This window comes from Mucilaginibacter sp. NFX135, assembly GCF_048565145.1.
In the GTDB taxonomy this organism is placed as follows: Bacteria; Bacteroidota; Bacteroidia; order Sphingobacteriales; family Sphingobacteriaceae; genus Mucilaginibacter.
This window is the reverse complement of sequence record NZ_CP183412.1, coordinates 3,598,289-3,613,658: the sequence shown is the minus strand read 5'-3', so window position 1 is coordinate 3,613,658 and position 15,370 is coordinate 3,598,289. Positions and strand designations below refer to the sequence as shown.

13 protein-coding genes are annotated in these 15,370 nt (G+C 42.3%); 7 read left to right on the top strand and 6 right to left on the bottom strand.

Annotated elements, in window-relative coordinates; all coding sequences use genetic code 11:
- Positions 1-13 precede the first annotated feature (13 nt).
- Positions 14-703 (bottom strand): 2,3-diphosphoglycerate-dependent phosphoglycerate mutase, encoded by a 690-nt coding sequence (gene gpmA / locus ACNURT_RS15170; protein WP_419698399.1) that lies wholly within the window; start codon positions 701-703, stop codon positions 14-16.
- A gap of 101 nt (positions 704-804) precedes the next feature.
- Between gpmA and ACNURT_RS15165 the strand changes: the two genes are divergently transcribed.
- Positions 805-1,395 carry an acetate uptake transporter gene (locus tag ACNURT_RS15165; protein ID WP_419698398.1) on the top strand — a complete coding sequence of 197 codons (591 nt, stop codon included), beginning with the start codon at positions 805-807 and terminating at the stop codon, positions 1,393-1,395.
- 36 nt (positions 1,396-1,431) lie between these two features.
- Entirely contained in the window at positions 1,432-1,815 is a 384-nt protein-coding gene (locus ACNURT_RS15160; RefSeq protein WP_419698397.1) for an SRPBCC domain-containing protein, read from the top strand.
- A gap of 82 nt (positions 1,816-1,897) precedes the next feature.
- On the opposite strand, the gene ACNURT_RS15155 is transcribed toward ACNURT_RS15160, so the two are convergent.
- From ACNURT_RS15155 to ACNURT_RS15135, 5 genes are all read right to left on the bottom strand, one after another.
- Positions 1,898-3,274 carry an OmpA family protein gene (locus ACNURT_RS15155; protein ID WP_419698396.1) on the bottom strand — a complete coding sequence of 459 codons (1,377 nt, stop codon included), beginning with the start codon at positions 3,272-3,274 and terminating at the stop codon, positions 1,898-1,900.
- Positions 3,275-3,739: 465 nt separating this feature from the next.
- Entirely contained in the window at positions 3,740-4,570 is an 831-nt protein-coding gene (locus ACNURT_RS15150; RefSeq protein WP_419698395.1) for a maleylpyruvate isomerase family mycothiol-dependent enzyme, read from the bottom strand.
- A gap of 75 nt (positions 4,571-4,645) precedes the next feature.
- Entirely contained in the window at positions 4,646-5,080 is a 435-nt protein-coding gene (locus tag ACNURT_RS15145) for an OsmC family protein (protein ID WP_419698394.1), read from the bottom strand.
- Positions 5,081-5,169: 89 nt separating this feature from the next.
- A complete protein-coding gene (locus ACNURT_RS15140; protein WP_419698393.1) occupies positions 5,170-5,586 on the bottom strand; it encodes a DUF3052 family protein in 417 nt (138 codons plus the stop codon).
- A 334-nt stretch (positions 5,587-5,920) separates the two neighbouring features.
- Positions 5,921-6,370, bottom strand: a complete 450-nt coding sequence (locus tag ACNURT_RS15135) for a DinB family protein (RefSeq protein ID WP_419698392.1) — start codon at positions 6,368-6,370, stop codon at positions 5,921-5,923.
- Between the two features lie 84 nt (positions 6,371-6,454).
- Here ACNURT_RS15135 and ACNURT_RS15130 point away from each other — a divergent pair, with 84 nt between their 5' ends.
- From ACNURT_RS15130 to ACNURT_RS15110, 5 genes are all read left to right on the top strand, one after another.
- Positions 6,455-7,693: a nucleoside recognition domain-containing protein gene (locus tag ACNURT_RS15130; RefSeq protein ID WP_419698391.1), complete on the top strand. Its 1,239-nt coding sequence runs from the start codon at positions 6,455-6,457 to the stop codon at positions 7,691-7,693.
- A 229-nt stretch (positions 7,694-7,922) separates the two neighbouring features.
- On the top strand, positions 7,923-12,077 hold the full coding sequence (locus ACNURT_RS15125) for a PKD domain-containing protein (protein ID WP_419698390.1): 4,155 nt from the start codon (positions 7,923-7,925) through the stop codon (positions 12,075-12,077).
- A 3-nt stretch (positions 12,078-12,080) separates the two neighbouring features.
- Entirely contained in the window at positions 12,081-13,118 is a 1,038-nt protein-coding gene (locus ACNURT_RS15120) for a PorP/SprF family type IX secretion system membrane protein (protein WP_370996478.1), read from the top strand.
- Positions 13,119-13,348: 230 nt separating this feature from the next.
- Positions 13,349-13,981 (top strand): RNA polymerase sigma factor, encoded by a 633-nt coding sequence (locus ACNURT_RS15115; RefSeq protein ID WP_419698389.1) that lies wholly within the window; start codon positions 13,349-13,351, stop codon positions 13,979-13,981.
- Entirely contained in the window at positions 13,978-15,315 is a 1,338-nt protein-coding gene (locus ACNURT_RS15110; protein WP_419698388.1) for a hypothetical protein, read from the top strand. The genes ACNURT_RS15115 and ACNURT_RS15110 overlap by 4 nt, the downstream gene beginning before the upstream one ends.
- Positions 15,316-15,370: the final 55 nt, after the last annotated feature.

Genomic DNA, 15,370 nt, shown 5'->3' with positions numbered 1-15,370 from the left:
TTGTGTTTGCTGATTAATCCAGATAATAATGCCTTATCTGGTTTAATCCCTCATCAAGTTCGTATACCCAGGGTGTAGCGGTGGGTATTTCGAGCTCACTTACTTCTTCATCGCTCAAATGATCAATATATTTTACTAAAGCACGAAGACTATTTCCGTGAGCAACAATCACCACCTTTTGGTTACGGCGCATAGCTTTCACAATACGCTCATTCCAGAAAGGTAAAACACGATCCATGGTTTCGCTTAGGTTTTCAGTCAACGGCAGCTCGCGGTCGGTCAAGCCCTTATACCGCAGATCATGGCCGGGATAACGTGGATCATCTTTGGTGATAGCCGGCGGGTGCTCATTAGGGTCGCGTCGCCATTTATGCACCTGTTCAGCCCCGTATTGTGCAATGGCTTCATCTTTATTCATGCCCTGCAACGCCCCATAAAAACGTTCATTTAAGCGCCATGATTTTTCAACCGGTATCCAGAGGTGATCCAACTCCTCCAAAATAAAATGCAGGGTTTTGATAGATCGTTTAAGGTACGATGTAAAACCTACATCAAAATTGTAATCGTTCTTTTTGAGAATGCGACCAGCGTTTTTGGCCTGCTCATAACCATTTTCTGAAAGATCAACGTCTTCCCAGCCGGTAAAGCGGTTTTCCAGATTCCAGGCGCTTTCGCCATGGCGTATCAATACTAATTTCTGCATAGTAAATACTTAACGTAAAAGTACTCCTTGAGTTGTAAAAATTTGCTTAATATTTATAAATCAGTTAGATTGCGGCGAACCTATAAAAAATCTAACCTATTATGATCCCTACAACACCTGTAGCAGTTAAAGATGGCATCGCCAATCCTGCTCCTCTTGGACTTTGTGCCTTCGGCATGACCACTGTATTGTTGAATATTCACAATGCTGGTTTTTTTGAAATGAACACCATGATATTGGCCATGGGCATATTTTACGGCGGACTGGCCCAGGTAATAGCCGGTGTTATTGAAGCCAAAAAGAATAATACCTTCGGCTTAACCGCTTTTACATCTTATGGTTTCTTCTGGCTGTCGTTAGTAGGTTTAATTGTGATGCCAAAGCTGGGCTGGGGCGCTGCACCTTCAGAGGGCGCTATGTGTGCTTATTTAAGTGTATGGGGTGTATTTACTTTACTGTTGTTTTTTGGAACGTTGAAACTTAATCGTGCATTACAGTTTGTATTTGCATCCTTAACTATATTGTTCTTTTTGCTGGTAGCTGGCGATGCTACAGGCAACATCAGCATAAAACATCTGGCCGGGTACGAGGGTATTATTTGCGGCGCATCTGCTATATATACCGGTATCGCCAATGTGTTGAATGAGATTTACGACAGGACGGTATTACCTGTAGGCCCGGTTAATGTTTAATTTAAAAGCTAAAATTAATTCTGCTAAATTGCGCAGGTGAAAGATTTTAAAAAATATTACAGTATACCAGCCACGCCCGAGGAGATCTATATGGCCCTCACCAATCCTATTACTATGGAATTATGGACCGGGGAAACGGCTGAAATGTCGACCGAACCCGGTTCTGAGTTTTCCATGTGGGATGGTAGCATTACCGGCAAAAACCTGGAGTTTGAGCTAAATAAAAGAATAGTACAGCAATGGTATTTTGAAGGTGAATCCGATAATTCCATTGTAACTATTAAACTACATCCGGATAAAAAAGGATCGTCTGTGGAACTGAGGCACACCAATATTCCAGATAACGATTTTGATGATATGGTTGATGGCTGGAACAATAGCTATTTTGGCGGCTTGATTGACTTTTTTGAAGGAGAATAATGATAAAATTAAAACAGGAAAGCCGCTCAAATGAGCGGCTTTCCTGTTTTTTATAGATTGTATCTAAACTGAAATCCAACTATTAATATAGTGTGAACTCAACCCTGCGGTTTGCCTGACGGCCTGCAGCTGTTTTGTTAGATGCAATTGGTTGTGTTTGACCATAACCTGTAGCTTCAATACGTGATGCATTGGCACCTTTGCTTACTAAGTAAGATTTGATTGACTCTGCACGATCTTTTGATAACCTCATGTTCAGATCTTTAGAACCGGTGTTATCGGTATGGCCTGCTAATTTTAAGCTAAAGTTTTTGTCGATCAATAAGTTGGCAACCCTATCTAAACTTGGTAATGAGTGAGCGCGGATAGTTGATTTACCCAAATCAAACTCCAGGTTTTTGATCGCGTCTTTAACAACTTTCTTGTCTTCCTCAGTTACCATAATAACCGGCTTAGCTAATGGACAGCCAGAACCATCTACTTTGGTACCAGAAGGTGTGTTTGGACATTTATCATTAATATCCAGAACACCATCGCCATCACTATCAGTTGTTAATTTGGCAAGGTTAGCATTAGTAGTGTTCAAATCATTTCTTAACTGGTCGTTTTTAGCTCTTTCCGCATCAATTTCTTTTTGTAGTGCGGTCTTGGTTTGTTGATTTTCCCATAAGTATTCTTTACGCATAGATGATACAGGATTGTGTGTTGCCATTTGTGGCTTTTTGCGACTGCCTAAAGCAAATTCCAAACCGATGTGCGCATAAGAGAACCTGTCGTTAGTTGATCCGTAGTTATTAGCATCAAAATTGTCAGATTGTACAAAGTTAACCTGGTAACCCAAATCAAGGTTTACACCCGGAGCAATGTCAAATTTCAAACCCAATCCAACCGGAATAAAAACTTCTTTGGTTGATTTTCCGTCAGCTCTGAAATTAGTTTCCTGGCCACCTGCAGCGGTTATTTTTTGCTTATAACTCATGTATCCACCACCTACTGTTAAATAAGGCTGAATAAACGGTTTGTCATGGCGCCAGTTAATGTTTGCCAATGTAATGTTGGCGCTTAATGCAGCAGACCAGTTAATATCGGTAGTATATGAACTGAAAATAGAATTACCAGATGCATCTACCTGGGCGCTATTATTACCCTTCACTTTACCGCGCAGGAAATCGGCTTGTATGCCTAATGATGGTAGGATTTGATTTTTAATGTAAGCACCATAGCCTAACTGTTCAGTCGGGTTCTTAAAGTCTTGTCTGCCATTGGTACCAAAAATGGTAAACGGGGTTAACATACCTCCATGTACACCTACAGACCACGTGCGCAGCTTATCGCCGCCTGAGAAAGGTTTTACATAATCGTAGCCTGACGCTGTTGAGTCAGGGGATTGGGCAAATAGTTTACCACCTACCATAAGTCCTGTTAGCAGCAATGTGGTTTTTTTTAAATTTGATTTCATATCGTTGTGTTTAATTAGTGGTTTACTGTTCAATAAACCATACCCCCCTTAGGCAACATTAATGCCAGTGGTTTTTTTCTACAACGCATGTTCAGGATAAAATCCAGCTATGTTTTCAAATTTTAGCGTTAAAATTCAGGTATAAATAGCTGATAGAACCTGTTTTAAGCAATCTGATCGGATAAGAAAGAAACCCGTGTTTTAACGGGTAACAATGGCAACCTACAGATTTTTGGGATTAAATAATTAATGAGTTAAAAACAGTACAGTATGTATTAAAAACCTTATTTTTGTATATATTAACCTATACAATAATTAACTATAAGTATATTTTTAATAAAAAACGAAAACCCAGAAGATGAAATTTGGATGAAATTTAAATTTTGCAAGGATTTTTGTTTATTATTTCCTGCCCTTTATGAGGGAATATAATATGCTATTATAATAAATAATAAATACATAAGATCAGGCCATTACCGCGAGGGTATTAAATATTTTTTGTCCCAATTTGGTATCACCCTCCAATATGGAATTTTGTATACCTGTTTCAGGTGTGATAGCTCTGGTGAAAAGCTTCCAAGCTATATCGGGGTTGATGCTTACTTTGCAATCTGCAGGTTTATCACTTTCAGCAACAAAATTCCAACCTTCAGTACCTTTTTGAAGGTACCAGTTACCACCAATCTCACTTTGGATAATTATTTCAATTAAGGTAGTTTCCGGAGCCTGCACATTGCGATAGCTATGTGGCATAGCATACATAAAAGTGGCTAAGCAGGGATAAAAGAGCTCCCGGTGCATGATACCTGGTTTGTTTACGGCATCACGTATCTGTTGCTGATGATGCCACTTTTCGGTGTACTCCCTGGCTATATGAAACCAATTGGCTGATTGCTCCTCTCCTGCCCAGGCAACGGAAAACCTGGCGCTGGCATAAGGATCTAAAGAGACTAATTCATCGGCAAACTGTTGGCCTGTTGTTTCAAGCAGTTGTATCAGCAGATCGGGGCTTACCTGTTTCATGGCTTTTACCCAAACCATATTCTCCTCATTAAGGAAATTAACCAGGTCCTGATAGCTGTTGATCACCGGCGGCGTATCCCCGGTAAACGATTGTTTGGAGGATATAGTGCGCACGTTGCCATGCAAAAGATGAGCTGCGATATCCTTAACCGTCCATAATTTAGCTACGGTAGGTTTGTTCCAGTCATCAGGCGACAGGGACCTGAGCAATTCAATAAGCAATTGATCCAGAACCGGAAAAAGGTGTATCGTTTGTATAGGGATAGGGTTCATAGTTGATGGTTCATAGTTCATAGCAGCTCCATGTTGATAAAATATGTCCATGAACCATGAACCACGGACTATGAACTATAATACAGCGGGGTGTACAAAAACTTTTGATTTAATATCAGCGCCGGCCTTACCTAATGTAGCGGCTACCGAGCAATATTTGGTTAACGACAGCTCAACCGCGCGGGCGGCTTTATCTTCGTCAATATCACCGTATAAATGAAATTCAATTTCAATATCTTCCCATAATGAAGGTTCCTTACCTGCTTCGCGCTCACCGTTAACCACCATTTTATAATCGGTTACATCCTGGCGTTGTTTTTTCAGGATACTGATCACGTCGATGGCCGAGCAGCCAGCAAGACCCATTAAAAGTATCTGCATTGGGCGAACACCAAAATTATCGCCGCCACTTTCGGGACTGCTGTCCATTTTTACAGTGTGACCGTTGGCGTCAACCGCTTCAAACCCGAAATCTCCATGTACACGTTTAAGTTCTATTCTGTTAGGCATATTGAATATATTGTAAGGCTAAGTTAGGTATTTACAAGCGCTTCGTAAAGTATACCGGGATGCTTTGTGTTTTTTTAATAAAAATGATCTTAAACTGATAGTTTCCTGTCTTTTACTGGTATTACTAATTTTAAGCCCGACCATGTTTCATCTACCGCGCAAACTTTTATATCAACCAATCCGTTTTTAAGGGCAGTATCCCTAACCAAGTCCTCCGTTACGTCGGTTATTACTTTGGAGGCTTTTTTTGGCCAGGAAACCCATATCATGCCATCCTGTTTAATTTGCCCTTTTAATAGTGGCAGCCTGATTAATAGCTCATCCTTGTTCTGGGTAAAAAAGTGGATAAAATCTTTTGGTATGTCTGCTGTATCATCAAAGTACAACTCCGGGGGCAGATCGGTAAACAAGTCCATATAATGGTTGGGTGCATTGATCAGTTTGATCCTGAAGCCAGATTTGATGCCCAGTTTTTTGGCGAGCGGTGTTCCTGAATATCCGGCCATGATACGATATGGTTTAGGTACTGTTTTTAACGTTTAGTACGGTGGAAAACTTTTTAAACCTCTAATTTTAACACTTTTCTGCTCAAAAACAGTTGAAAATTGATCAAAAATCACTCGAAAAACACCGATTTTAACACTTTTTAACAAATTTTAACGCGGTTTTGATGAGTTTTTAAAACTTTAAAAAGTAGTAAAGTATTGATAGTCAAATAGCTAAATGGTAAACGGTCAATTTTTCTTTTTTCTCCTTAATAAAAGAGCCCGATTTTCCTTTTTGATGAGAAAAACCGGGCTGCTTTATGAATATAAAGATACGAAAAACTTACCAGAATTTCTAAATATCCGGCCATAACCCAATCTGCCGCAGGTGGTGCTTTGAATGCTCCACGTAATCGTTAGCTAACCAAGCTACTGTTTGTAGGTTAGGTTCCAGTTTGCTGTTGTCGCAACGGGCATCTACCCTATCCAAAGGATAATTTTTTAATACGCTGATGATCTGTTTGTTCAGCAAGGCCCAAAGGTCGATGAGATCATTGATATCAGCATCCTGGTAACGCTGTGCCGCAACCCAGGCATCCTGTTCATAGGTGAGCCTGAAGTTTTCTTCATAAGTGCAGCGTATAAACCGCTGTAGGTTGATATGCGCGCTATCGATCAAATGACCCAGAATTTCTTTCTTTGACCATTTGTCGGGTGCCGGTTTAGTTTCCCAATCAATTGCCCGCGACCGGATTTCCTGAAATTCATTAATAATATCGGTTAATTCTTGTACAACGTGGTTCATTTTGCTTTAATCAAATAGTATTTAAAGATTGTTATTTCATATTAAATAACAAAACCATTAACTTCAAAGCCTTAAACATTACTAATGGTTCTTAACTATATCTGGGTAGCCTTTTTCTTGATCGCTTTTGTAGTAGCCTTTATCAAGCTCGTCTTTTTGGGCGATACAGAAGCATTTAAGTTATTGGTTGATGGTATATTCAGTTCATCCAAATCGTCGGTAATGGATATAGCTTTGCCGCTGATTGGCAATATGGCATTTTGGCTGGGTATATTGAATATTGGCGAAAAAGCGGGTGCCATTAATTTTCTTTCGCGTATTGTAGGGCCTTTTTTCAAGAGGCTTTTTCCGGAAGTTCCCCATGACCATCCTGCTACCGGGCAAATGCTCATGAATTTTTCGGCCAACTTATTAGGGCTTGATAATGCTGCTACCCCGTTGGGTTTAAAAGCCATGGGGAGCTTGCAGGAGCTTAATCCCGATAAAGAATCGGCCTCAAACGCGCAGATCATGTTCCTGGTGCTGCATACTTCTGGTTTACAGCTTATACCGGTTACCATCATAGCGCAGCGGGCCATATTAAACGCTGCTAACCCTACCGATGTATTTATTCCCTGTATTATTGCCACCTATGTAGCTACTGTAGTAGGCTTGCTGGCCGTGGCCATTAAGCAGAAAATAAACTTGTTTGACAGGGTGATCATTGCCTGGCTGGGCGGTTTAACCGCCTTTATAACCCTGCTAATCTGGTGCTTTACTCATTACCTCACCAAGGGGCAAATCAGCGCGGTATCAAATGTAGGTAGTAACTTTTTACTGTATACTGTGCCTGTCTTGTTTATTTTGGGGGGCCTGATTAAAAAGGTCAATGTGTTTGATGCCTTTATTGATGGTGCTAAAGCCGGGTTTGAAACTTCGGTGAAAATAATACCTTATTTAGTAGCCATGCTGGTAGGCATCAGCGTTTTTCGCAGCTGCGGCGCGCTGGATTATATGAACGACGGTTTGCGCTGGGTATGTACCCAATTTAACTTCAATACCCGTTTTGTGGATGCTATGCCCGTAGCTTACATGAAACCCCTGAGTGGATCTGGTTCAAAAGCCATGATGATCAATACCATGCAAACCTTTGGTGTGGATAGCTTTGCCGGTCGCCTGGGTTGTATATTCAATGGTTCGGCAGATACCACTTTTTATATCGTAGCTTTATACTTTGGCTCGGTGGGTATTAAAAAATCACGTTATGCTATCCCGGCAGGCTTAATAGCTGATTTTGCAGGCATCATTGCCGCTATCCTGGTGGCTTACTTGTTTTTTGGTTAACAAAGTTATCTTTAGCGATTTACGATACTTTCCAACAAGTTAATTTCCTCGTATATTCTTCTCTTTTTTTGTAACCAGCAGGAAAAATATTCCGTATAAGAGTACTAATTCGCCTTCATGTGATAACCTACTCATGATCGCTTTAATGGTTAACAACTGTTTTACCCCCAAATTCACCTTATCGGCGGGTGAGTTAAGAAGCATTTGATCATCATGAAACCAATTTTTAATGAAGATAAAATACGCTAAAAAAACATTTTTTTTAGTCATTTTCCTACTATCTGCACTATTTGCACGGGCGCAAACCATCAATGTTGGTAATGTTGATGCGGGACCGTATGGTTCGGGCTCAAGTATCAGTATTCCAATAAAGCTTAACAATGGTTCCGGTTGTTTTGCTGTGACTAATGAATTTGACCTTTATCTGTCGGATGCTAACGGCAATTTTGGCGCGCAGCAAAAAATAGGCAGTATCACCGGTTTTTATGCCACGTTTGTAAATGGTATTATCCCTGCCGGAACGCCATCCGGAACCGGGTATAAATTACGGGTGGTATCCACAACGCCCGTTATTACCAGCGGCGCCTCATCGGCTTTTACTATTAACAATTCGACTGGGGTTGTTGCCGCGGTAAGTTCCCAGATCATCAATCCGCAATACCCCGAAGTATTCGGAACATGTAACGGCAAACCCAATGTCACTACAAAGTATACTTTTTTAAATCAATCCGCATCTGGAGCATCGGTTACAGCCACCTTTTTTAATGACCTGGCACAAGCGGCCGAAGGCGGCACCGTTAATGTTTCGCCCAATGCTGTTTTTGATGCCCAGGTGGCCAACTACACGGTAACGGTTAAAGCGGTAAATGGTGGCATTGTAGGTACAAAATCCTATTTACTCATGAATAACGTAGCCAATCGTGGTTTGGGTGCTACCGGTATTACCTCCGTATGCTTATCGGCAGGTAAAGGCGACCTGACTTTTAATGCCGATATCACCTCCCCCGAAACCGGTTTGCAAAATAACTATCCCGGCCATATTTATAAGGTAACCTGGGGCGATGGATCAACCAGTACATATACGCTTTGTGAGATCATAGCACAAGGCGGTAAACTGGTGCATACTTACACTGTATCATCGTGCGGCAATGTTTTTAATAATATCAAGAATGTTTTTGGGGTCGATCTGCAACTTACCAGTACTTACTGCGGTGAAATTGGTACCCCCGCAACCCAATATGCACAGGTACTTACTCCCCCGGTAAATAAAATTTCGCCTGTTGATGTGGGGTGTATAAACACGCCTATTACCTTTGCTAATACCTCCTATCCGGGTCAATCAACCAGCACCACCAACACGTCTGCAAGTTGTATTAACACCGATGCCAAATACTCATGGTACGTTAACGGTGTACTGAAAGTGCAAAATTACGGCGCTACCCAACCTTTTGTTTACACTTTTACCACAACAGGTATACACAACGTAAGGTTAGTTCTGCAAAATACAGCAGGCGTTTGTGGTGCCGCGGATGTGGAAAATCTCATCTGTATCCAAAATCCGCCAAAACCAATATTTAATTTCCCTGTGAAAGCAGGCTGCAGCCCTTTAACTTTAATACCCGATAATACTTCGGTTATTGATGCCAATTGCAACAATACCAATGTATATCAATGGGTAACAGATGCGCCAGCCGGAAGCCTTAATTATGCAGATAATACCAATGCTAATAGCCAACAACCTCACATGGTTTTTTCTAAGGCGGGTGTTTACCATGTTAACCTCATCATCAATACCAAAAGCTGCGGTCCGGTTTTGGGTACCGAACAAACCATAACGGTTGATGATACGCCAACAGCCCAGTTATCGGCAGATGCATCGGTATGTGGTATTAACCAAACCCTTAAATTCAATACTGATGCCGGTATTACCCACACTGTTTTAGGTGGCATAGGCGAACTTAAACCTGATTCTTATACCTGGACAATAATTGGCGGCGCGTTTGAATTTACGGGTGGCACAACAGCCAATTCCCAATATCCGCAGATATTATTTCATGACGCGGCAACTTATACGGTTAGTGTAGCGGTAAAAAACAATTGCGGGCAACCAGCTACAGCTACTCAGCACCTTACCTTCCAGGTATCACCAACCATCAACGCAAGTGGCCCTGCTTCTGTTTGCGCCGGGTCGGATATCAGTCTTACAGGTACAGTACCCAGCGGCACAATAACCGGTCAGGTATGGAAAGGTGGCACGGGAACTTTTAGCAACGCTAATGCATTGGTTACTACCTATACCCCATCCGCTGCCGATATTGCTGCGGGTAAAGTAATCTTCTCGTTAACCGGTACAACGTCGTTAGCCCCACCATGTGATAAGGTGGTAAGCACGGTCACGGTTACAATTCAACCGCAAACGGTTATTACCAGCGCTCCCGAAGTTAATAACCAGTGTTCGGGCACGGCCCTTAATTATCACATCACCTCAACACCCGGCAGCGCTTATAGCTGGACGGTGGATCCTACTAAAACATCGCCATCGGTTACAGGTTATACCAACGGAAGCGGTTCTGTTATCAATGATGTGCTTACCAACAGCGATCCATCAAATCTTGCGATAGTTACTTATATTATACAGGCTACCGGCGGCAACTGTAACGGGAATCCTTTTACTTTAACCGTTCATGTTTTGCCTACAAACATTACGGCCGATTTTACGCCCAGTGTAACCGAGGGCTGCGGAGAGTTAACCGTTCAATTCACTAATACCTCGGTGCCGCTCAACAGCAGTTTTGTATGGAATTTTGGCGATAACACACCCACTTCATCAGCAGTTAATCCATCACATACTTTTGAACCCGGCACTGATGGTAAAGACAAAACTTATACGGTGACTTTGCAATTGGTTAGCTCCTGTGGTAATATACCCATCAAGTCTGCTACAATTACTGTGCACCCGGCGGCGCCTGTCGCGCTTATTCTTCCAGGTCCGCTTAGTGGCTGTTCGCCGTTTGATGTGACAGTCCAAAATGCCTCGCCGGGTAATAATAAAAGCTATACCTATCACTTATATGATCCGGCCACACAGCAGGATGTTCTGCCATCGATAACGCTTACAGATAAAAGTCCGGCTGTTTTCCATGTAGTTTCTACATTGGCCAAATTGTACAAATTGTATATGGTAGCCGAAGATCTTTGCGGTAATACTACAAAAAGTATAGAATGGCCTATCTCGGTATCGCCACCCGATTTTGTTGCAAAAACGTTTGTGACAGATAATAATAATACGGGCTGTGCTCCTTTCCCAACCAGCTTTGTGAATGCCTCAACAGGGGGCGATATATTTACCTATAATATATATGCCCCGGATGGTAATGTTACTCATATAACTGCGGGCGGTTTAGGCAGCACGCTTAATTATACGTTTAACCAGGCAGGTGTTTACAATGTTTCTATAACGGCGGCAAATGGTTGTTCGTCTATCGAATCGGATAAAGTAACCGTTACCGTAAACCCGCTGCCCTTACTGGCTTTCTCTGCCGATGTTACTACGGGTTGTAAGATGCTGGTGGTAAATTTCACGAACAACACGCAAGCGCCGGACGGTAATTCCAGCGCAAGCTCGTACCAGTACGACTGGGATTTTGGCGATGGCAGTCCGCACACGTTTGAGCAAAACCCGGCTCCGCACACCTACCAGTTTAGTAACACGCCCTTTACGGTTACGCTGGTGGCCACCAACCCGGTAACCGGATGTACAGCAACGCTGGTTAAAAACAGTTATATCACGGTTAACCCTCCGCCGTTCACGGCATTCGGGGTAAAACCAGATACGGTTATCAGTATCCCTAATTACCGGTTTACTTTTGTTGATCAAACCACCAACGGCCCTACGCAGTGGCATTGGGATTTTGGCGATGGGCAAACCTCCAACAATCAAAACCCTGCGCATAGTTATATTGACACTGGCACCTATAAAGTAACCTTAACCACTTACCGGGGTAGCTGCGACAGCGTGATCTCGCACAAAGTTCATATTACTGGTATTCCCGGTCAGCTTTATCTGCCAAACGCTTTTATGCCAACCAGCGGTTCAACAGAACTTCAAAAATTTATTGCCAAAGGCTCCGGCATTAAAAAATGGCATTTGCAGGTATACAATAATTACGGGCAGCTAATGTGGGAAACCGATAAATTGGATGATTTCAAAGGTACTCCTGTAAATGGTGATGGCTGGGATGGCACCTTCAGGGGGGCGCCGGTACAACAGGGTGTTTATATATGGCAGGCCTCAGCAACATTTATCAACGGAACAGAATGGAAAGGGATGAGCTATAACAACTCCTTACCCAAACGAACAGGTACCATCAATTTAATACGATAGCAGATGCGCAACTCATTAAAAAAAGGTATTTTGTTTTTTGCAGCCCTGCTGACCGGCATAGCCACTTTTGCCCAGGATCATATGTATTCGCAATTTTTTAATTCGCCGGTTTACCTTAATCCTGCATTGAACGGTCAGTTCCCCGGCGATCTGCGGATGAACCTTATTTACCGAAACCAGTATACATCGGTGCCGGGAGGCTTTAATTATATCACCGCTTCGGTTGATTATAATATTCCCCGGTTTGGCGGCGGCGTGGGCTTATTGTTTACCCGTGGCAGCGAAGGGGCCGCCGGACTTGTTAAAAATAACATAGCGGGTGTTTATTCCTACAGTGTAGGTTCCGAAGATTTTGTATTATCATTTGGTTTACAGGCGGGCATTACCAATCGTTCTGTTAATTACGGTAAACTGGTATTCAGCGATCAGATCGATCCGCAATTTGGTTATGTGCCGGGTACCCCGACTGCCGCGGAACCACCGCTTTTTGATAACCGTTATTATTTTGATGCAGGCGCTGGCATTAACCTGGTCATCAGTGATTTTAATATTGGCGGTGCCTTACAACATATTAACCGTCCCAATGAATCGTTTACGGGTATCCCGGCCAAACTGCCCATGCGGATTACAGCCCACGCGAGTTACCGGCTTGACCTGAACCCTTATGCCAACCTTGACGAGGATGAGAAATCATTTCTGATCCCATCGGTTATTTTATACAAACAGGCCAGTGCACAATCAATCAATGCCGGGATGCAATTTAAAAGGAGAAGTATCAACGCGGGTTTGTGGTACCGCACCGGGGGATCGGCAGGGCCCAGCGCTGTGGTGCTCTCGCTGATATTCGACATATTCGTTCACCATGATGGCGGCGAAAAGCTGCGTTTGGGGGTTAGCCATGATGCTCCTTTTGGGGGTTTAAATTATAGTAATACCAGTGGTTCATCAGAGGGAAGTATCGGTTATGAAACAACACTCCCGTCCCGCTCCGATACTTACCGTAAATTTGAGGGTTCACGGCGTTGCTATGATTTTTATTAACGGTTAGTTCATTTTGATCAGGTATGGCATTTAAAATAATGGAGCAAATCGTTATACTGAGTTTTAGTATCTTTACTCCCTGATTCTTCTACCCGGGTTTAGTGGTTTTAACTGATCATATATTTTTTTAAAAAAATTAATTGTACAGGCAACCTTTTATTATCCGGCTACGTGGTAACTGAAAAAAACGATAAAGAATAGTACAATTTAACCCCATTTGAACCCCTTATATGGGAGAAGCGGAACTACAACAACTTATTGCGGGCTGTTTGCAGCAAAGCCGAAAGGATCAGAAAATGCTTTACAAGGCATTTTATGGCTTTGCTATGAGCATATGTTTGCGATATGCCGGTAACCGCTATGAAGCTGCGGAGATCATGAATCAGGGTTTTTTAAAAGTATTCACTAATTTGCATAAATATGATACGGGACGTCCGTTCATTGCCTGGGTTGGCCGTATTATGATGAATACTTCGGTTGATTATTACAGGAGTAACCTGAAACTGTCGCTTAATGATGATCTGGATGCTGCTGAAGATATAGGTCATGATGAGTTACCCGATCAGAAATTGAATTATGATGATCTGCTGAGCATGATACAGCAGTTGCCAAATGCTTACCGTACCGTATTTAACTTGTTTGCTATTGAAGGATTCTCGCACGAAGAAATAGCAAACCAGTTAGGTATCAGCACGGGTACATCAAAATCAAACTTATTTAAAGCGAGAGAAAAACTAAAAATTATGGTACTCAACTCCGGCCGTTTGCCGGACAGTGGTTCTGAGGATATCCGGCACAAGATTATTGCCATAGGTGCGATCAGCGTTGGAATATCACACTTGATTGAATTAATAATGCGATGAAAGGGAAAAACGAAAATAAATTAGATCAGCTATTCAAAGACGGGTTATCCGGCTCTGAGGATCATATTGCTTTTCGTGAGGAGGATTGGGCTTCTATGGAACGCCTGCTGGATAATAAGCCCGGCAAAAAGGCGGTTATCGGGAGGATAGTTTATTACTCAGCGGCGATAGCGGCTATTTTACTATTGGCAGCAGGCTTATTCTTCTTTAACAGGAATGATAAAGCAGAAAAACCGAAAGATGAACTGGCTGTTAAACCAAAGATCAAAACAGATACGCAGATACCTGTCCAAAAAGATAATGGCCCAAATAATCTGCCTGTTGCAAAAGACTCGGTTAAGAATGTTAACCCGGATAATGAAAATCTGGTTAAAAATAATGCGAATGGTGGCAAGAACGAAACAGGATCTGCTTTGGGTGTTAATCCGGGTAAGCATAATCAGCAGAATAATGTACCGGTAGATCAAAACCCGGTAAATACAGTAAATTCGAATGTGCCAGGTAATAAAACCACAAAAGATAGTTCTGACCAGAATAAGGTTAGCTCGGTAAATGATCAAAACAAGGTAATTGATCCAACAAAAATTGCTTCAACCAAGGATCAAAAACAAAATGATCTGGCTGTCAATCCAACTAATGCCAACCAACCGGATACTGCTGGTAAGGTAACCGTTCCTGTGCAACAGACTAAAAAAGACAAGCCATCCCTTAAACCAATATTAAGAACAGGGTCGCGCTTTACCCTGGCTATACTGGCCGCGCCGGATCTGAACGCGGTAAATTCATTCAGCCGTAACCAGGTAGGTACAAACTTTGGCTTGCAGTTGGGTATACATCTGTCTAAAAAATTCAGTATAACAACCGGCGCCTCGTATGCGGTTAAGCCTTACCAGGCTAGTGGCAGTCAGTATAATTCTGCCAATTGGCAAGGTGTACCAGCTGCAAATCTTCCGGATTATGTAACAGCCAATTGCAAGGTTCTGGATATACCATTGAATCTGAACTATCAATTCTATGCCAAGGGGAGAAACAAGTTTGCTATAGGCAGTGGCTTATCATCCTACATTATGCTGCGCGAAAATTATCATTTTGAATTTGCCGATGGCATGAAGCCATCATATGATATCCAGGTTGCTGGCCGTAACCAGCATTGGTTAGGCGTACTGAATTTAAACGCTACTTATGAGCGCCGGATCAACTCCAAATTCAGTACCATTATACAACCTTACATGAAGCTACCAGTTACCGGTATTGGTGTTGGGAGAGTTGACCTCAGATCGACAGGTGTAGCCGTTGGTGTAAGCTGGAATATCAATCCGTTCAAACCTAAATAAAAGAGGATAAAAAAATAAAAGAGCCCCGCTATTTTTAAAATAGCGGGACTCTTTT